A 19,406-nucleotide genomic window follows, 5' to 3' on the forward strand; every position below is an offset into this window, starting at 1 on the left:
CACCGATGTCTGAGAATGTAAGGGAAAAGGCAGAGCAGACGGTCGCTCTAGTCGACGAAGTGAACGCCGTTGTGCTGCCCGAACCGGCAGATGCGGGCGCGGTGGTGTCCCTGTCCGAGGCGGACGCGCCCGTGGGCGAGGAAATCCGCAGCCGGATGGACGAGATCGACATGGGCGATACCAACTCCATCGTCGCCTTCGGGTCCGCCGCACAGGCCGAATTGCAGGAAATCAGTCAAGCGATGTTGCAGGACGTGCGCAACAAGGATGTCGGGCCTGCTGGCGATTCCCTACGCAACATCGTCACGACGATCCGTGGCTTTTCCGTATCCGAACTGGACGTACGCCGCGACCGCAGTTGGTGGGAAAAACTGATCGGCCGTGCCGCGCCATTTGCGAAGTTCACCGCCAAGTTCGAGCAGGTTCAGGGCCAGATCGACAGGGTCACCGATGATCTTCTGCGCCACGAGCACACGCTTTTGAAAGACATCAAATCGCTTGATCTGCTGTATGAAAAGACGCTGGCCTTTTATGACGAGCTGGCGCTTTACATCGCCGCAGGCGAGGAAAAGCTGCGGGAACTTGACGAACAGATCATCCCCGCGAAAGAGGCCGAGGTTGAGGCCACGCCCGAGGACGAACAGGTGATGGCGGCGCAGGAATTGCGCGATCTGCGCGCCGCGCGCGACGATCTGGAACGCCGGGTACACGATCTGAAACTGACGCGTCAGGTGACCATGCAGTCGCTTCCCTCGATCCGGTTGGTGCAGGAAAACGACAAGAGCCTTGTGACCAAGATCAACTCCACCCTCGTCAACACCGTGCCGCTTTGGGAAACCCAGCTGGCGCAGGCGGTGACAATCCAGCGTTCGGCCGAAGCCGCCGCTGCGGTGCGCGATGCCAATGACCTGACCAATGAGCTTTTGACCTCGAACGCCAAGAACCTGCGCGACAGCAACAAGATGATCCGCCAGGAGATGGAGCGCGGCGTATTCGACATTGAGGCCGTCAAGCAGGCCAATGCCGATCTGATCGGGACAATTCAGGAATCGCTTCAGATTGCCGACGAAGGCAAGGCCCGCCGCGCCGCCGCCGAGACAGAGCTGAAGAAGATGGAGGCAGAGCTGCGCGATACCCTTGCATCAGCCAAGGCAAAGAAGACCGGTCTGGGCGACACGGCCTCGACCTCTGTGCCGAAAGGCTGACCGTGGAACCGGGCCGTCAGATACGCTGGCTTTTGCTGGCCGGTTTTGCGGGTGTGGCGCTGGCGGGCTGTGAGATGTTGCCTAACGAGCCCACACCCCCATCGGAAATGCTTGCAATTCCCGCGCAGCCCGCCGCGACGCCGCCCCCGACAAAGCCTGTCTCGCCCAGCCCCAGCGCGACGCCGCCGTCCCCGGCCAGCCGGGAATTGGCCGCGTATTATGGCCGGTTGCAGCAGGATCTGCTGGTACAGGGCTTGCTCCGCACCAATGGGGGCGGCCCCGACACGCCGTTTACCGACACCATGCTGGCACGCAATTTCGAACGTATCGCGCTGGAAGAGGAATACGCCCGCGGCGCGGGTTTCACCCGCAGCAGCGGCGAATTGGGCCGGATCAAGAAATGGACCAGCCCGGTGCGGATCTCTGTCGAATTCGGTGCATCAGTCGATGCCGATCGCCGGGCGACGGACACGCGCGAGGTTACGAATTACGCCCGCAGGCTGGCGCGCGTCACCGGTCATCCGATCAGCGTCAGCCAGTCCAATGCCAATTTCCATGTGCTGTTCATGGGCGAAGATGACAGCGCGCATGTCAAGCCTCGTATCCGTGCGCTGGTGCCTGAGATCAGCGCCGCGTCACTGGCGATCTTCGACAATCTGCCGCGCGGCATCCACTGTCTTGTGCTGGCCTTCTCGGGCAGTCAGGGCGGCTATGACTATGCCCGTGCCGTCGCCCTGATCCGCGACGAACATCCCAATCTGCTGCGCCGGTCCTGCATTCACGAAGAGGTCGCACAAGGTCTTGGTCTGGGCAATGACAGCCCAGAGGCGCGCCCGTCGATCTTCAACGATGACGATGAATTCGCGCTGCTGACCACGCATGACGAGATGCTGCTTAAAATCTTGTACGACCCACGGCTGAAGCCCGGCATGACCGCCGATCAGGTCCGCCCCGTCGTACGAGAGCTTGCCGCCCGACTGACCGGCGGCCCCAGTTAACCCCGAGGAGACACACCCATGGGCATTTTCGACTTTCTGAGCGGCCAGTTCATCGACGTCATTCACTGGACCGACGACACCCGCGACACCATGGTCTGGCGGTTCGAGCGTGAGGGCCACGAGATCAAGTACGGCGCCAAGCTGACGGTCCGCGAGGGGCAAGCGGCGGTTTTTGTGCATGAGGGTCAGCTGGCGGATGTGTTCACGCCGGGCCTTTACATGCTTGAAACGAACAACATGCCGATCATGACCTCGCTCCAGCATTGGGATCATGGTTTCAAAAGCCCCTTCAAATCCGAGATCTATTTCGTCAACACGACGCGGTTCAACGATCTGAAATGGGGCACGAAGAACCCGATCATGCTGCGCGATCCCGAATTCGGCCCGACCCGCATTCGGGCGTTCGGCACCTATTCGGTCCGGGTGGGAGACCCTGCGCGCTTCATGTCGGAAATCGTCGGCACGGACGGCGAATTCACCATGGACGAGATCAGCTTTCAAATCCGCAATATCATCGTGCAGGAATTCAGCCGCGTGATCGCGTCGTCGGGCATCCCGGTGCTGGATATGGCTGCGAACACCGGCGATCTGGGCCAGGTTCTGGCCCGTGCGATCACCCCGACGCTGGAGCAATACGGCCTGACGATCCCAGAACTTTACATCGAGAATATCTCGCTGCCGCCTGCGGTGGAAAAGGCGCTGGACACCCGCACCTCGCGCGGGTTGTCGGGTGATCTGGACCAGCATCTGAAGTATTCCGCAGCCGAGGCGCTGCGTCAGGGCGGCGATGCCTCTGGCGCGATGGGCGCCGGGATGGGGGCTGGTATGGGCATGGCGATGGCAGGCCAGATGATGGGGGGACAACGCGGCCCGTGGGGCACCGTGCCTGCATCTACGACAAGCGCGCCGCCGCCCCCACCGCCCGTGGAACATGTCTGGCACCTGGCCAAGAGCGGTGCGACCGAAGGCCCCTACTCCAAGGCTCAACTGGGTCGCATGGCCCGCGATGGCGACATGACCCGCGAGACCTATGTCTGGACCGCCGGGCAGGATGGCTGGAAACCCGCCGAGGATGTGGCTGAACTCGCACAGCTTTTCACCGTGATGCCCCCGCCCCCTCCGCCGGGGGTCTGACGCACGCCGCACAAGCGCTCTGACATAGTGTCGGAGCATGGCTGCAGTTGAATAACGGCCAGCTTGAGGGCGGACCGGCACGCTGAACGGCACGCCGGGACGTGTTCCGTGAACAGGCAAGAGGATCAGATGCCCGACGAATTCCCGACCCTCGCACAGTCCGAACATCGCTTTCCCTGCGATCAATGCGGCGCGGATATGCGGTTTGATCCGGATGCTGGCCAGCTTGTCTGCGACCATTGCGGCAACACGGCAGAGGTGGCGCAAGCCGGGCCGTGGACCGGCGGCATCCGCGAGATTGACTTCGATCGCGCCATCCGGGGCGACATGTCAGAGGCCGAGATCGAGGAAACACGCGTCACGAAATGCCCCAATTGCGGGGCGTCGGTGGAATTCGACGCGGATATCCACGCCACGGAATGTCCGTTCTGCGCGACCCCCGTTGTCACCGATACCGGCGCGCATCGGCATATCAAGCCGCGCGGATTGCTACCTTTCCGTCTCAGCCAGGAAGAGGCGCGCAGCGCGATGAATGACTGGCTGGGCGGGCTGTGGTTTGCGCCCGGCGGCCTACAGGACTATGCCCGTAAGGGGCGGAAGATGAACGGCATCTATGTGCCTTACTGGACCTTCGACGCCGACACGAAATCGCAATACCGAGGCGAACGCGGAACCGTCTATTACGAAACAAGAACCGTCACCCGCGACGGCAAGACCGAGCAGGTCCGGGTGCAAAAGATCCGCTGGCGCGCCGTGTCCGGGCGGGTCGCGCGGTTCTTCGACGACGTGCTGGTGCTGGCCTCTACCTCGCTGCCCAAAAAGTTCACCGACGCGCTGGAACCTTGGGACCTGTCGGAACTGGAGACCTACCGGCCGGAATTCCTGGCGGGCTTCCGGGCAGAAGGCTACGGCGTGCAGTTGGAAGACGGTTTCGGCGAGGCGCGACAGATCATGGATCGGCAGATCGCCCGCGATATCCGCTTTGACATCGGGGGGGACCGCCAACGCATCCACAGCGTCGCGACAGACGTCGATGATGTGACGTTCAAACATATCCTGCTGCCCGTCTGGCTGGCCGCCTACAAATTTCGCGGCAAGACCTACCGGTTTGTCGTCAACGGTCGCACCGGCCGGGTACAAGGTGAGCGGCCGTGGTCGCCCTGGAAGATCACCGCCGCGGTGATCCTGGGCCTGATTATCGCAGGGTGTGTCGGCTTTATCATAGCGACGAATCAATAAGGTCGTCACCCGCCCCGGACTTGATCCGGGGCCTCTGCGTTGGCGAGTCGGAAGGCCCCGGATCAAGTCCGGGGCGGGGCCTTGTGCCGGATGCGTTGGTCATTATGGTTGATTGCATGTACCAAATTGCGAATTAGCCTACATCTTTTCGAGCCTGCATCTGCCGCCCAAGAGCGCCTGATCCGGGCCATCTTTTCTTAGTCGCTGCGTCGAAGTTGTCAGGATCTGTGTCTACGTCTAGCCTCGAACCTTACTGACCAACTTGATCCGGCGTGATTGTGCAAGGCTTGGTCTTGCGGGAAATCGTCGCTCATGTTAGCGCAAACAATACAATTGGGAGGTGTCCATGATACTCTGCTGTGGCGAAGCGCTGATCGACATGTTGCCCCGTACCACAATCGAAGGCGAAGGCGCTTTTGCCCCACATGCGGGCGGCGCGGTTTTCAACACGGCGATCGCCTTGGGGCGGCTTGGCACGCCGACAGGGTATTTTGGTGGTCTGTCTCATGACTTGTTCGGGCAGCTTCTGGAGAACAATCTGGCGGCCAGCAATGTGGACAGTCGCCTTGCACCACGGTCCGACAGACCGACGACGCTCGCCTTCGTGACGCTGACCGACGGACAGGCGCAATACGCCTTCTACGACGAGAACACCGCCGGCCGCATGCTGCGCGCCGAGGACCTGCCAGCGCTGACCGACGAGGTGAACGCGCTCTTTTTCGGCGGCATCAGCCTTGTTGGCGAACCGGCGGCGGATGCCTATAAGGCGCTCGCCCTGCGCGAGGCGTCGCGCCTGCCTGTCATGATCGATCCCAATATCCGCCCCGGCTTCATCACCGACGAGGCGCGGTATCGCGCGCGGCTGGACGCGATGCTGGCGGTCTCGGACATCGTCAAAATTTCCGACGAAGACCTGCACTGGCTCGGCACCACGCCTCAGGGCCTTCTGGCCAGTGGTGGACCGAAACTGGTGTTGATGACGCGCGGCGCACAAGGGGTCGAGGCGCATATCGGCTCTGGAAGTTTTGAAGTGTCCGCGCAGAAGGCATTGGTCGTTGATACTGTCGGCGCGGGCGATACGTTCAACGCAGGCTTTCTGGCGGGCTTGTCTCGCGAAGGCCTGTTGTCCAAAGAGGCTATCGCCTCGGCCACTTCTGACATGTTACGTCCTGCAATCGAATTGGGCGCGCGCGCGGCGGCCGTCACCGTCAGCCGTGCGGGTGCAAACCCGCCCTGGGCCGAGGAACTGGCATGAGAGCCCTTGTCCAGCGCGTGTCCGAAGCGGCGGTACGGGTCGATGGCGCGGTGCTGGGCGAGATCGGGCCGGGCCTTCTGATCCTCGTTTGCGCGATGCAGGATGACCCGGCAGATGCCCCGCCAAGCTGGCGGCGAAGATCGCCAAGCTGCGCATTTTCGCGGATAACGACGGCAAGATGAACCGGTCGCTGTCTGATACGGGCGGCGCGGCGCTGGTGGTCAGCCAGTTCACGCTTGCCGCCGACACGTCCCGCGGCAACCGCCCCGGCTTTTCAACCGCCGCACCCCCGTCAGAGGGCGCACCCGCCTACGAGGCCTTTGCCGACGCAATGGCAAAGCTGGGCATCCCGACGGCGCGCGGCAAGTTCGGCGCGGATATGAAGGTCAGCCTTGTGAACGATGGTCCGGTGACGATCTGGATTGACACCGCCGTGTGAGCCGCGGACCTTCTTGACGAACTGCGTCAGGCGGACGATGCGCTGCCCGTCATCGCGGCCCTCGGTATAGCGGGCAATGTCAGCCACCGGTGAAACCCGGCACCTTTGCCTGACACAGCGCTAAAGATCGACCGATTGGCCGGTGCTGGCAGAAAGCTGCGCAGCCAGACCGAGACGCACGGCCATGTGGCCATCTTTCACGGTTACTTCCGGCGGCGCGTTGCCCAGCACGGCCTCACGGAACTTTTGATGTTGATAGTAAGTCGAGCCGTTGTGATCGCCCGCCTCCAACAACCTTGGCTCAACCGGAATATCTAGCGTCATCGGCCCCTTGGGATTGCGCGGGCTGACGATCAGTTGCGGCACGGGCGGGGTGCCCAAATCGGCAGGCCAGAACCTTCCCGGCCCAGGCACAAGGCATTCGATCTTCCCCGCCGGGCCCACGGCCGAGATCTCCTCTTGATAGCGGCTGCCTTCGGCGAACATGCACAACTCCAGCATGGCGCGGGCACCGTTGGCGAATTCGACGATGACATAGCCATGGTCCCAAATATCGGGTGTCTCACCGCCATAGGTCTCGTCCAGATGATTGGTCGCCTGCCCGGCGCTGGCCATCACACGAACCGGATCAGACGGGATCACCAGCCGCATCAAATCAAAGAAGTGGCAACATTTTTCGACCAGTGTCCCGCCGGAATAGCGGTTGAACCGGTTCCAGTCGCCGACCTTCTTGAGAAAGGCGAAGCGGTGCTCGCGGATGGTCAGCATCCTGACGCCGCCGGTTGCCGCATCCACCTGATCCAGCAGCGCTGCGATGGGCGGCATGTAGCGGTATTCCATCGCCACCCAGATCGGTGCCGGATAGGCCGCACAGATCTCGATCACGCGATCCGTGTCGGCCGGATTGGTGAAAAGCGGCTTTTCGATCAACAGCGGCAGCGGGCGCTTGGCCGCAATCAATTCCAACTGCGGGACGTGAAGATGGTTGGGCGACGCGATCAGAAGGCAATCCAGACCCTCGACTGCCAATAAGTCCTCAAGCGTCTCGGGCAGCACCGCACCCGGCGCCAAGTCAGCAGCGGCCTCTCGCATGGCGCGGTCCGGTTCGAAAATCGCACCGACGCGTGTGTCCGGCAGAAGCGCGATGTTGCGCAGATGTTCCTGCCCCATCATGCCGCAGCCGATGATGCCGTAGATGACGGTATCGCTCATGTGTCCTGCTTTCATTTAAGGCGCGTGACATAGCGCGCCACATTCGTGTCGATCCAACTGCGCGAGACCTCTACCCGTACGCCGTTCTGTCCCCAACTGATGCGATCTGCCAACAGACAGGGGCTACCCTGCGGCGTACCGAAATCCTGCGGTGCCCATTCAGGCACGTCGCCCAAGCGCAACTGATCTTCGGCGCGCATGATCCACAGTCCCAATCGCTGGCGATAGTAATGATAGAGAGACTCGGACAGATCCCGCGCCGCGATCCGCTCGGCAAAGCTGGCGTCCAGCCAGATTTCCTCAAGCACTGCTGGCGTACCATCCAGCTTGCGCAACCGTCGGATGCGATGCGCATCCGACGAGGCACCGAAATCCGGCAGATCAACGGGTTTCGCAAGACGCGTCACATCCAGCACATCCGCCGTCGGCAAACCGCCCCCACGCAGCAACTCCACCCGGAAGAACGCGTAAACGCTTTTCGTATCCGCTTGCGCACGGATGTAATTGCCCGAGCCCTGCACACGCTCCAACATGCCCTTCGAGGTCAGGTCCGCCAGCGCCTTGCGCAATGTCCCCACAGAGATTCCAAGCTCTGCGGACATGTCACGTTCCGGGGGCAAACGCTCGCCATCCAGATAGCGGCCCGCATTTATCTCGCGGATCAGCATCTCGCTGATCTGGATATATAGCGGCAAGGAAGACTGGTCTGACATTGGTGCGTCCGGGTGCGCGAAATAATTGATACACTATTGATCTACATCAAATCCGATGCTACGCAAGACAAAATGACGCAGCCGGAGAACCCTGATGACCGTGGTCCCCATCACCTCCCCCGACTTGGACGCGGCAGAGGTGTCGTGGTTCGCGGCGCTCTGCTCTGACGATTACGAATATCTCGGTGTGCCCGAAGGCCGGTTGCGATCATCGTGGGCGCATTGTTCGTCGATCGTGAAAGAGGCCGAGACCCAAGGGTTTGGCAACATTCTGTGCCCGTCCTCCTATCAGGTAGGTCAGGACACGCTCAGCTTTGTCGCAGGCTGCGCGCCAATTACCGACAAGATCAACATGCTGGCCGCCGTGCGCTGCGGAGAGATGCAGCCAATCATGCTGGCGCGCACCATCGCCACACTGGATCATATGCTGGAGGGGCGGCTGACGGTCAACATCATCTCTTCTGACTTCCCAGGCGAGAAAGCCGACAGCGCCTTTCGTTACCAGCGGTCGCGTGAGGTGGTAGAGATCCTGAAACAGGCCTGGACGCAGGACGAGATCACCTACAAGGGCGAGGTCTATGAGTTCGACAAGCTCTGGACCGATCCGGCCAAGCCTTATCAGACCGGAGGGCCACTGCTGTATTTCGGTGGCTACTCGCCCGCCGCGCTGGACCTGTGCGGCCAGCATTGCGATGTCTACCTGATGTGGCCAGAGGCCAAGGAGGCGCTGGCCGAGCGCATGAAAGCCGTGCACGCCGTGGCCCAGCAATACGATCGCACGCTGGATTACGGGCTGCGCGTGCATGTCATCGTCCGCGACACAGAGGCAGAGGCCCGCGAATGGGCCGAGCATATCGTCAGCAAGCTGGATGACGAACAGGGCCGCGCAATCCGCGAACGATCTCTGGACGCTTCCAGTCTTGGCGTGTCGCATCAGGCAAAGAACCGCGAATTGGCCGATATGGAAGGCTTTATCGAGCCGCATCTGTGGACTGGCATAGGCCGGGCGCGGTCGGGTTGCGGTGCCGCTTTGGTCGGGTCCACCGATCAGGTGCTGTCGGAGTTGGAACACTATCAGAAGATGGGCATTCGCGCCTTTATCCTGTCCGGCTATCCGCATCTCGACGAATGCCGTCATTTCGGGCAAAGGGTGTTGCCGCATTTGAAGACCACGCAGTTGAACAGTGCCTATGGCCGCTTGCCTGCGTCGACACCGATCACGCCGCTTGGCGTTGGCCTGCGTCGCTAGAGAGACCCGTCCCGGGCTTGACCCGGGACCTTCACCCAAAGGCCCCGGGTCAAGCCCGGGGCGGGTGGGCACTGGAATTGAAGGAAGACCCGATGGATCGCATCCGACTGACTGACCAACTCGACCTCAGCCGTATCGTCTATGGGATGTGGCGTCTTGGCGATGACGAAAACACTGAGCCGGAATATGTTCGGGCAAAGATCTCGTCCTGTCTGGATCAGGGCATCACCACGATGGATCAAGCCGACATCTATGGCGGTTACATGGCCGAAGAGATCCTTGGCAATGCATTGACGCCCGCACTGCGCAACAAGATCGAGATCGTCACAAAATGCGGCATCGTCGCCCCCGCAGGCCGGTACGCCAATGCACGGGTCAAGCATTACGACACCGGCCACGCGCATATTCTGGCCTCTGTCGATCATTCCCTGCGCCTGATGAAAACCGACCGCATCGACCTGTTGCTGATCCACCGGCCTGATCCTTTCATGGATCCCCACGAAACCGGCGCTGCGCTGGACGAGGTTGTGGCCACAGGCAAGGTCCGCGCCGTGGGTGTGTCAAACTTTCGGCCCTGGGACTGGACGCTGCTGCAATCGGCTATGAAGACGCCGCTCTCCACGAACCAGATCGAACTTAGTCTGATGATGCATGACGCGTTCACCAATGGCGACATCGCCTTCCTGCAAGAGCGCGGTATCCCTCCAATGGCGTGGTCTCCGCTGGGCGGCGGCACGCTGTTTGCCAGCAGCCGCGCGGAATTGCGCCGCGCGCTGGAAAAGTTTGGCGCGGCGCGGGGCATCGACGCCGCCGCCGTTGCCGTGGCGTGGCTCTTGGCACATCCCGCGCGAATTCTACCTGTCCTTGGTACCAATAATCTGGACCGCATCGCCCGTATCAGCGATGCTGCAAAGTTCACGATGGACCGGGAGACATGGTTTGAGATCTACACCCACGCCCTTGGCAACGAAGTGGCCTGAGGCATGTCGCTGATGACGGCAGAGCCTTACAGCTTCGATCCCGAAACGGAAGATCCGCGCGCCTTTCGGGCGGCGCTGGGAAAATTCATCACGGGCGTCACCATTATCACCTGCGAATCTGGCACCGGGCCGATCGGCATCACCGCCAACAGCTTTGCCAGCCTGTCGCTGGACCCGCCGCTGGTGCTTTGGGCGCCTGCGAAAAGCTCTCAGCGCTACCCGTTCTACATGGCGGCCGAACATTTCGCGATCCATGTCATGGGTGCCGAGCAATCCGAAATCAGCAATGGTTTCGCGCGTGACGGCAACGTGTTTGACGTACTTGATTGGGAGACCAGCGAGCATGGTGTGCCGCTGATCGGCGGCTGCCTGTCCTGCTTTGAATGCACCAGAACCGCCCAGCATGACGGCGGCGACCATTCCATCATCATCGGGCGCGTGACCCGCGTCACGACACGGCCTGGAAAACCGCTGGCTTTCTTTGCCGGAAAATACGGAGCCATTGAAAAACCGTCATAATTTGCCGCCATAAGAAAAGATGCGTGCACTGGGAGGAGGAGACCGAATGGCGATATTGATGGGATTTCTTGTCCCCCTGCAATTCGTCAACACACATGTGTTGCGCCTGGGCCGAGCAATCGCCGTTTTCGCCATGGCCATCATGGTGCTGTCGATCCTCTATCAGGTCGTGATGCGCTACGGCTTCAACGCCGCCCCCAACTGGTCCGAGGAACTGGCGCGGTTCTGCATGTTGTGGATGACCGGGCTGGTCGCGCCCGCGGCCTACCGCCGGGGTGGCTTTGTCGCGATAGACACGCTGACGATCCTGTTGCCCAAGGGTGCGGCGGCACTCCTTAACTTCCTTCTTTTGGCGATGGCGCTTCTGGTTCTTGTCGTGGCCCTTCAACTGGGGTGGAAACATGTGAATTCCGGGTGGCTGTTCAGTTCTTCCTCGCTTCGTCTGCCGCTTGATCTGATCGGAATGAAAGTGGTGAAGCTGAAACTCGCCTGGATGTTCCTGTCGTTGTTCGTGGGTGTCGTCCTGCTGATCTCTGTCACGGTGGAATTGCTGCTGCGGGAATTTGTACGCCTGACCGGTGGCGGGGACGATCTGGAACCTTTGCCGACACTCGCCACACCGGGGGCCGAATAGATGCTGATATGGTTCCTGCCGCTTTTCCTTGTGTTCCTGATGATTGGCCTGCCGGTGTTTTTCGGCCTGCTTGCCGCCCCCGGAATCCTGTTATGGATGAACGGGCAGGAACGCGATGTCGGCTTGCTGTACCGCAATGTCTACAATGGCATGGACAGCTTTCCGCTGATGGCGATCCCGTTCTTCATGCTGGCCGGCGAATTGATGAACAGAGGCGGCATCACCATGCGGCTGGTCGAGTTCAGCCAGGCGATGATGGGTCATTTTCGCGGTGGGCTGGCGCATGTGAACGTCCTCAGCTCGATGCTGTTTGCGGGCCTGTCCGGCTCTGCCGTGGCGGACACCTCGGCGCTGGGGTCGATGCTGATCCCCGCGATGGAGAAACAGGGGTATTCCCGCAAATTCGCCGCCGCCATCACCGCCGCCAGTTCCGTGATCGGCCCGATCATTCCGCCTTCGGGCATCATGATCATCTATGCCTATGTCATGGGCGAAAGCGTCGCCGCGCTGTTTCTCGCGGGCATCGTGCCGGGTATTCTGGTGGGTGTTGGCCTGATGATGATGGTCAAGATCATGGCCGACAAATACGACTTTCCCGTCGCCACCCGCAAACACACCTGGCCCGAGCGTGGACAGGCCAGCCTCAAGGCGTTCTTTCCGCTCATGACGCCCGTGATCATCCTTGGCGGCATCCTTGGCGGCATATTTACCCCCACCGAGGCCGCTGCCGTCGCCGTGGCCTATGCCACCATCGTCGGCCTGTTCATTCTGCGCACGCTGCGGCTGCGCGATCTGCCCGAGGTCCTGTCAAACTCCGCCATGACCAGCGCGGTCGTGTTGCTTCTGGTCGGCGCCGCGATGGCGTTCAAGACGGTGGTCAGCCTCAGCCACGCCCCCGAACAACTGGCCGCATTCATCCTTGCGCTGTCGGAAAACCCGCTGATCCTGCTGTTCCTGATAAACCTGTTGCTGTTCGTCGTCGGCATGTTTCTGGATGCGGGCCCCGCAATCATCATCCTCGGGCCGATCCTAGGGCCGATCTTCGTCAGCCTGGGCGTGGACCCGGTGCATTTCGCGATCATCATGTCGGTCAACCTGACCGTGGGTTTGGCGACACCGCCGATGGGGCTGGTGCTGTTCGTCGCCTCATCCGTATCGGGCGAACGGGTCGAAAAGATCGCCCGCGCAATCCTGCCATTCCTTGCCGTCGAGGTGGTGGTGATTTTCCTGATCACCTACATCCCGGCGATTTCCATGACGATCCCACGGCTGACGGGATTTGTTAACTAAGCCGGGCGTATCGCCCGATCATCGACCAAAAGAAAGCATAAGGGAGGTCTTACATGCTCAAGGGTCTTACAGTGGCGGCAATGACAGCCGCAGTCATGGCGGGCGGCACACTTGCCGCAAGCGCGCAGGAATACACCATCCGCGCCACCGCCAATTCCAATGAAAACGACGAGGATTACGACGGGCTCGTGGTCTTCAAGAACTATGTCGAGGCGGCGTCCAACGGCCAGATCGGCGTTGAGATGTTTATCGGCACGCAGCTTTGCTCCAATGGGACCGAATGCCTTCAAGGCATCGCTGACGGGTCGATCGACGTCTATATCTCGACCTCCGGCGGTGCCGCGGGGATCTTTCCGTATGTGCAGGTTCTGGACCTGCCCTACCTGATGGCCGACGACCGCGTGGCAGAAACCGTGCTTCAGGGAGATTTCGTCCGCACCATGCGGGACATGGCGCTGGACGACTCGAACGGGATGATCCGGCTGATGACCATCGGCAACACCGGTGGCTGGCGCAACTTTGCCAACACCAAACGCCGGGTGCAGATGCCCGCCGATCTGGAGGGGCTGAAGATCCGTACCGTGGTCGCCGATTTGCCGCAGGAACTGGTCAAGGCGCTTGGCGCATCGCCCACCCCGATCCCGTGGCCTGAACTCTTTACCAGCTTCCAGACCGGCGTTGTCGAAGGGTCCAAGAATGGCATCACCGACATCATGGGCATGAAGTTTCCGGATGCCGGTCTGCAATATGTCACGCTGGACGGCCATGCCTACATGGGCGCGCTCTGGTGGATGAACAACGACAAGTTCATGTCCATGCCAGAAGATCTGCGCAGGGTGGTGGTGGACGGCTTCTACCAATTGCAGCAAGCGACCTTTGCCTCGCCCAAGCGCAAATCGATTCAGGCCTATGAGGATTTCGTAGCCGGTGGCGGCGATCTGTATGTACCCACCCCCGAGGAAAAGGCCGCGTTCAAGGATGCCGCAGCGCCGGTTTATGACTGGTTCAAATCCAATGTAGAGGGTGGCGAAGCGATCTTTACTGCACTGACCGATGCGGTTGCCTCGGCAGAGGCAGACCTGGCCGAAGCCCGCGCCAAGGACCTGCAATAAGTCTGACATCGCATAAACCGAAGCCGAAGAAGTTCAGGCTCCCTCCCCAAAAGCCTTCACCCTATATCGGCGATACGATGGTCGCGAAGAATGGTCTAACAAGATAATCCCGGCATTCGTCGTTAAAAATCAGACCTTTCGCAATGCTTCGGCCAAAGTTTCCGAAGTAAAAGGTTGCTGTACCATGATAGGTTTTATGCCATACGCCTCGACGTCGGCAGAATCGCAATCAACCAACACCAGCCCAGCGCCCCGAGCGGCCAAGCGACGGGGCAGTGAATTATCGGTGAAGTGCAATCCGGGGCCGATGACCAGCAGAACCGTGCAAGAGGCAAGGGCATCAAGCTCTGCCGAGGTCGCAGAAAGATCGTGGAACATGTGAACCGCGGCACCGGGGAAAACCTCCCGCAGTGTTTCAACCGCGTCAAGCTGTACGACCGGCTCTTGGCAAACCACACCAAACTGGCGGGTGTCGGTGGTCGGCTTCTCGGCTGTCATCAGCATAACGGTTCCCGTTCATCAAAGACAAATCATGGAACATCTTTGGAAACTCTGCATTTAACTATGACATAGGTGGAGGGAAAATATGGGTATCAAGTGCCGCAACTGTCCGATCAGGCAATTGCCTTTGTTTGATCCGATGTCTTCGACAGAGATCGAATTCATGGAAAAATTCAAAGTCGGTGAGATGAACATGGAACCCGGTGTCCCGATCCTTGCAGAGGGTGCCAACACCCCCCAACTTTACACAGCGCTCAGCGGCATGGGGCTGCGGTACAAACTGTTGGAAGATGGACGCCGTCATGTAATCAGTCTGGTTCTGCCCGGTGATTTCATAGGGCTTCAAGCCGGCGTTCTGAACCAGATGACCCATTCAGTCGAGGCCACGACCGCCATGACCCTGTGCGTCTTTGATCGCTCCGAATTGTGGAGCCTGTACCGGAATCAGCCGGCGCGCGCCTTTGATCTGACCTGGCTTGCCGCCAATGAAGAAAGGTTTCTGGGCGAAGCCCTCGCTGCGCTAGGCCAACGCGAGGCTTACGAGCTTTTGGCATGGGCACTCGCCCGGATCTGGCGCAAACTCAACGCGCTGGACATGACATCGGGAACGGTCGCGCCCTTGCCCTATCGACAGCAAGATCTGGCAGATGCGATGGGGCTTTCACTGGTTCACACCAACAAGACCTTGGCAAAATTACGAAATTCCGATCTCGCCTTCTGGAGCGATGGCGAACTGACCGTGCCCGATATCGAGGCGTTGGAAGAGGTGGGTCTTTGCCGGGACGAATCGTTACGCAAACGGCCGCTGATCTAGATAAACTTCAACACAACGGATTTGGCACAGCCCGTCAGCAACACCCCCTGCCCAAAAGGCACATCCAGACTCCATGGCTTTCGATAAGCGTTTGGCATGCTCGACCTCACCCGGCGTCACCCTCTTCATTTCCTCTTCATGCCTTATCGCCATTCCGATGCTTCCACGCGCTCCATTCGCCGCTCGGGAGCCCGGAACGCGTCCCATGCAGTTTGCCGGACGATTGAAACGCGCCCCTGCCGGACTTGATCCGGCAGCTTTCGCCCCCTCGATTAGTCAAAATTCGGTTCAGTGTGACCGCACAACACTCAATATGCGACCACAGAATATATAAATTGATCCAGAATTTGACCAATCGAAAAGATTTTTCTACGCCGCCGCAGACAAGGCGAGTAATTGCGTCAGGACTCTTGCGGAAGCATCACAGCACCCTACACTTCCGCCATCAAAGGATTCGTCGCCAGAAGCCCTGGGTCGTCGATGAAATATGGGAGAACTATCTTGAAACATCATGCAAAGCTGACGCTGTCCACCTTCCTGTGTTCCGCACTGTTGGCCGGGACCGCGCTGGCTCAGGCCACCCACCCTGTCACAGGCGAACCGCTGGCCAAAGATCAAACCTTCACCTACCGCGTGCTGGATGAGCACAGCTCTGTCGACCCGCAAGTCGTCGAGGACACGATCGGTGCCGAAATCGTGCGCGATCTCTTCGAAGGGCTGATGAATCAGGATGCTCAGGGCAAGCTGATTCCCGGCGTCGCCACCGATTATGACGTCTCGGATGACACCAAGACCTATACATTCCACCTGCGTGACAATGCGAAATGGTCGAACGGCGATCCGGTAACCGCGGGTGATTTTGTCTTCGCCTGGCGCCGCGCCGCTTCGCCCGAACTGGCCTCGCCCTACCAATGGTATGTCAAGCTGATGTCATTGGAGAACGCGTCGGAGATCGTCGCCGGTGAAATGCCCCCCGAGGAACTTGGCGTAACGGCCATCGACGATCACACGCTGGAGGTGCGCCTGTCACAGCCGCTCAGCTATTTCCCGCAAATGACAACTCATTCCACCACTTTCCCCGCGCCGCAAAAAGTGGTCGAGGAATTTGGCGAGGAATGGACCAAACCCGAAAATATCGTGTCCAACGGTGCCTATGTCCTGACGGAGCATCTGCCCAACGAACGCTCTGTGCGCGAGCGGAACGAGATGTACTGGGACAATGAGAACACGATCATCGACAAGACCATTGCGCTGGTCATCAACGATGAAAACGTGGCTCTCACCCGGTTCATGGCAGGCGAGCTGGACCGCACCGAAGTTCCCGCCGGACAGTTCCCCCGCCTGAAGAAGGAACACCCCGAAGAAGCGATCAGCTTCCCGCGGCTGTGCAACTATTACTACACGTTCAACCAAAGCGACACCGGTCCCGAGGCGTTCAAGGATGTGCGTGTGCGGCAAGCCCTGTCGCTGGCCGTAGACCGCAAGATCATCACCCAGAACATCAAAGCCGGAGGCGAACCCGAAGCCTACACGTTCACGCCCGAAGCCGTGGCGGGCTTTACCCCTCCGCAAACCGAGATGTCGGAAATGAGCCAGGCCGACCGTGATGCGAAAGCCAAGGAATTGCTGGCAGAGGCGGGATATGGCCCCGACAACCCGCTGACATTCGACATGATCTACAACACCGATGAAAGCCACGAGAAGATTGCCGTGGTGCTCAGCCAGATGTGGAAACAAAAGCTGGGTGTGGTGCCGAACCTTGCCAATATGGAATGGAAAGTCTTCCTTGAGACTCGCGGCAATCAGGATTTCGATCTGGCGCGTGGCGCGTGGTGCGGTGACTATAACGAGGCCTCGACCTTCCTCGATCTGCTGGACAGTGAATCCGGCTACAATGACGGCAAGTACAGCAATCCCCGCGTTGACGAGTTGCTGATAGAAGCCAAATCCGCCAGCGACACCACGCCGATCTACACCGAGATCGAACAGATCCTGGCCGAGGAAGTGCCGGTGATCCCCATCTACCACTATGCCGGCGTCTATATGATGGACAGCGATGTGGGCAACTGGCCTGTCGAGAATGTCGAGCAGAACTGGTACTCCAAGGATCTTTACAAGATCGCGGAATGATCTGTAGCGCTTCGTGCCCCGGCCCTGAGCCGGGGCCTAACCAGCGCCGCGCATCAAACGCAGAGGCCCCGGATCAAGTCCGGGGCACGGGTTCTCTCAAAATTCGGGTAATCCTGCAATGATTTCCTACGTCATCAGGCGGCTGCTGGTCGCCGTCCCGACCATCATGCTGCTTGTCATCGCAGCCTTCTTCATGATGCATTTCGCCCCTGGCGGGCCGTTCACGTCAGAGCGTCCGCTGCCGCCCGAAGTGCTGGCCAATATCGAGGCGCGTTACGGTCTGGATCAGCCACTCTGGAAACAGTTGTGGGATTACTTCATTAATATCTTCCTGCATTTCGATTTCGGCCCGTCCTTCCGCTACAAGGATCGCGATGTGAACGACATCATCGCGCAGGGGTTTCCGATCTCGCTGACCTACGGATCGCTGGCCTTTCTGGCGGCGTCCATCGTGGGCATCGCGCTGGGGATTGCGGCGGCCATCCGTCACAACACATGGCTGGACTATTTCGCGGTCAGCCTCGGGATTGCGGCACAGGCGCTGCCCAACTTCATCATGGGTCCGATCCTGATCCTGACCTTCACGCTATGGCTGGGTCTGTTGCCCGGCGGCGGCTGGAACGGTGGGCAGTGGGAATATCTGATCATGCCGGTGATCGCGCTGTCCACGTCCTATATGGGCAACATCGCGCGGATCACCCGGTCCTCGATGCTGGAGGTGATGAACTCCAACTTCATCCGCACAGCACGCGCCAAGGGCCTGCCCGAACGCGTCATCATCTGGCGTCACGCGATGAAGCCGACGCTTCTGCCGGTCGTGTCCTACCTGGGCCCGGTCTTCGTCTACGTCCTGACCGGGTCGGTCTTTGTGGACATTTATTTCTCGACCGGCGGGCTGGGGCAGTCCTATGTCAGCTCTGCCCTGACACGCGACTACGCCGTGCTGCTGGGGATCACCATCCTCTACGGCGCGCTCACTGTCGTGGTGAACCTGCTGACCGACCTCGCCTATGCGTGGTTCGACCCGAAAATCCGGTATTGAGGAGGCGCGCATGTTCGGAACATCCAAAAAGGCCGAGGAACTCGCCGCCGATATCACCGATTTCAAGGCCGTGCGCGGCCGGTCGCTGTGGAATGACGCCATGCGGCGGTTTCTGCGCAACAAGGCCGCGATGGCCAGCGTTCTGGTGCTGGGCCTGATCGTGCTGTTCGTGCTGTTCGGCCCGCTCGTCGCTGTCTGGTCGAACGAGGAAATCGACTGGGTCGTGATGGGCGACGTGCTTGCCCTTGGTGCGCCTTCGCTGGAATCCGGCCACTTCTTCGGTGCCGACGATCTGGGCCGGGATTTGTATTCGCGCACCATCCAGGCAACGCGGACCTCGCTTCTGGTCGGCCTGATCGGTGCAGGCATGGCGCTGATCGTGGGCACGGCCTGGGGCGTCATCGCGGGCTATTTCGGCGGCAAGCTGGACAGCGTGATGATGCGCTTTGTCGACATCCTTCTGGCCATTCCGCTGACGCTGATCCTGATCCTCATCCTTGTCATCGCCGGACGCAGCTTCGTCACGCTGTTCGTCGCCCTAGGGGCCGTCAGTTGGCTGACGATGAGCCGGATCGTGCGCGGCCAGACCCTGACGCTGAAAACCCGCGAATTCATCGAGGCCGCTCGGGCCGGCGGTGTCTCCGAGACAGCGATCATCTTTCGCCATGTCTTGCCCAACCTGATAGGGGTCGTCATCGTCTACGCGTCCCTTCTGGTGCCCGAGATGATCCTTGCGGAATCCTTCATCTCTTTCCTCGGGCTGGGTATTTCGGAACCCAATACGTCACTGGGACGCCTCATTGCCGAAGGGGCCGGCACGATGGCCTACGGGACGCTGTGGCAACTGGCCTTCCCGCTGTTCTTCTACGTCACCATCATCATCACCATGTTCTTCATCGGCGATGGGCTGCGTGACGCGCTAGACCCGAAGGATCACTGA

The 19,406-nt window shown here is 60.2% G+C and carries 18 protein-coding genes and 1 pseudogene; 16 read left to right on the forward strand and 3 right to left on the reverse strand.

Annotated elements, in window-relative coordinates:
- Positions 1-5: 5 nt before the first annotated feature.
- The 6 genes and pseudogenes from B8991_RS03185 (at position 6) to dtd (ending at position 6,270) form a co-directional block, all read left to right on the forward strand.
- Positions 6-1,205, forward strand: coding sequence for a toxic anion resistance protein (locus tag B8991_RS03185; protein WP_084350382.1), 1,200 nt, complete (start codon positions 6-8; stop codon positions 1,203-1,205).
- 74 nt (positions 1,206-1,279) lie between these two features.
- On the forward strand, positions 1,280-2,203 hold the full coding sequence (locus B8991_RS03190; RefSeq protein ID WP_084351103.1) for a DUF2927 domain-containing protein: 924 nt from the start codon (positions 1,280-1,282) through the stop codon (positions 2,201-2,203).
- Between the two features lie 18 nt (positions 2,204-2,221).
- Positions 2,222-3,337, forward strand: a complete 1,116-nt coding sequence (locus B8991_RS03195; protein WP_084350383.1) for an SPFH domain-containing protein — start codon at positions 2,222-2,224, stop codon at positions 3,335-3,337.
- Between the two features lie 129 nt (positions 3,338-3,466).
- Positions 3,467-4,576 (forward strand): TFIIB-type zinc finger domain-containing protein, encoded by a 1,110-nt coding sequence (locus B8991_RS03200; RefSeq protein ID WP_084350384.1) that lies wholly within the window; start codon positions 3,467-3,469, stop codon positions 4,574-4,576.
- Between the two features lie 346 nt (positions 4,577-4,922).
- Positions 4,923-5,831: a carbohydrate kinase family protein gene (locus B8991_RS03205; RefSeq protein WP_084350385.1), complete on the forward strand. Its 909-nt coding sequence runs from the start codon at positions 4,923-4,925 to the stop codon at positions 5,829-5,831.
- Positions 5,828-6,270, forward strand: a pseudogene (gene dtd, locus B8991_RS03210) (D-aminoacyl-tRNA deacylase). The gene B8991_RS03205 and the pseudogene dtd overlap by 4 nt, the downstream one beginning before the upstream one ends.
- Before the next feature lie 120 nt (positions 6,271-6,390).
- On the opposite strand, the gene B8991_RS03215 reads toward dtd, so the two are convergent.
- A complete protein-coding gene (locus tag B8991_RS03215) occupies positions 6,391-7,482 on the reverse strand; it encodes a Gfo/Idh/MocA family protein (RefSeq protein ID WP_084350386.1) in 1,092 nt (363 codons plus the stop codon).
- 11 nt (positions 7,483-7,493) lie between these two features.
- Positions 7,494-8,195, reverse strand: a complete 702-nt coding sequence (locus B8991_RS03220; protein WP_084350387.1) for a GntR family transcriptional regulator — start codon at positions 8,193-8,195, stop codon at positions 7,494-7,496.
- A gap of 94 nt (positions 8,196-8,289) precedes the next feature.
- On the opposite strand from B8991_RS03220, the gene B8991_RS03225 reads away from it, so the two are divergent.
- The 6 genes from B8991_RS03225 to B8991_RS03250 all read left to right on the forward strand — a co-directional run bounded on the left by B8991_RS03225 (position 8,290) and on the right by B8991_RS03250 (position 13,979).
- Positions 8,290-9,444 carry an LLM class flavin-dependent oxidoreductase gene (locus B8991_RS03225; RefSeq protein ID WP_084350388.1) on the forward strand — a complete coding sequence of 385 codons (1,155 nt, stop codon included), beginning with the start codon at positions 8,290-8,292 and terminating at the stop codon, positions 9,442-9,444.
- Between the two features lie 92 nt (positions 9,445-9,536).
- Positions 9,537-10,424: an aldo/keto reductase gene (locus B8991_RS03230; RefSeq protein ID WP_084350389.1), complete on the forward strand. Its 888-nt coding sequence runs from the start codon at positions 9,537-9,539 to the stop codon at positions 10,422-10,424.
- 12 nt (positions 10,425-10,436) lie between these two features.
- A complete protein-coding gene (locus tag B8991_RS03235) occupies positions 10,437-10,943 on the forward strand; it encodes a flavin reductase family protein (RefSeq protein WP_143514493.1) in 507 nt (168 codons plus the stop codon).
- Positions 10,944-10,989: 46 nt separating this feature from the next.
- Entirely contained in the window at positions 10,990-11,577 is a 588-nt protein-coding gene (locus B8991_RS03240; RefSeq protein ID WP_084350391.1) for a TRAP transporter small permease, read from the forward strand.
- Positions 11,578-12,867: a TRAP transporter large permease gene (locus B8991_RS03245; RefSeq protein ID WP_084350392.1), complete on the forward strand. Its 1,290-nt coding sequence runs from the start codon at positions 11,578-11,580 to the stop codon at positions 12,865-12,867.
- 53 nt (positions 12,868-12,920) lie between these two features.
- A complete protein-coding gene (locus B8991_RS03250; RefSeq protein ID WP_084350393.1) occupies positions 12,921-13,979 on the forward strand; it encodes a TRAP transporter substrate-binding protein in 1,059 nt (352 codons plus the stop codon).
- Between the two features lie 129 nt (positions 13,980-14,108).
- Here the strand turns inward: B8991_RS03250 and B8991_RS03255 are convergent, their stop codons facing one another.
- Positions 14,109-14,477 (reverse strand): hypothetical protein, encoded by a 369-nt coding sequence (locus tag B8991_RS03255; protein WP_143514481.1) that lies wholly within the window; start codon positions 14,475-14,477, stop codon positions 14,109-14,111.
- Positions 14,478-14,565: 88 nt separating this feature from the next.
- Here B8991_RS03255 and B8991_RS03260 point away from each other — a divergent pair, with 88 nt between their 5' ends.
- The 4 genes from B8991_RS03260 to B8991_RS03275 all read left to right on the forward strand — a co-directional run bounded on the left by B8991_RS03260 (position 14,566) and on the right by B8991_RS03275 (position 19,406).
- Positions 14,566-15,294 carry a Crp/Fnr family transcriptional regulator gene (locus B8991_RS03260; protein WP_084350395.1) on the forward strand — a complete coding sequence of 243 codons (729 nt, stop codon included), beginning with the start codon at positions 14,566-14,568 and terminating at the stop codon, positions 15,292-15,294.
- Positions 15,295-15,774: 480 nt separating this feature from the next.
- Positions 15,775-17,424, forward strand: a complete 1,650-nt coding sequence (locus B8991_RS03265; RefSeq protein WP_084350396.1) for a peptide ABC transporter substrate-binding protein — start codon at positions 15,775-15,777, stop codon at positions 17,422-17,424.
- A 118-nt stretch (positions 17,425-17,542) separates the two neighbouring features.
- A complete protein-coding gene (gene oppB / locus B8991_RS03270; protein WP_084350397.1) occupies positions 17,543-18,466 on the forward strand; it encodes an oligopeptide ABC transporter permease OppB in 924 nt (307 codons plus the stop codon).
- 10 nt (positions 18,467-18,476) lie between these two features.
- Positions 18,477-19,406 carry an ABC transporter permease subunit gene (locus tag B8991_RS03275; RefSeq protein WP_084350398.1) on the forward strand — a complete coding sequence of 310 codons (930 nt, stop codon included), beginning with the start codon at positions 18,477-18,479 and terminating at the stop codon, positions 19,404-19,406.

Source organism: Primorskyibacter flagellatus, assembly GCF_900176485.1.
In the GTDB taxonomy this organism is placed as follows: domain Bacteria; phylum Pseudomonadota; class Alphaproteobacteria; order Rhodobacterales; family Rhodobacteraceae; genus Primorskyibacter; species Primorskyibacter flagellatus.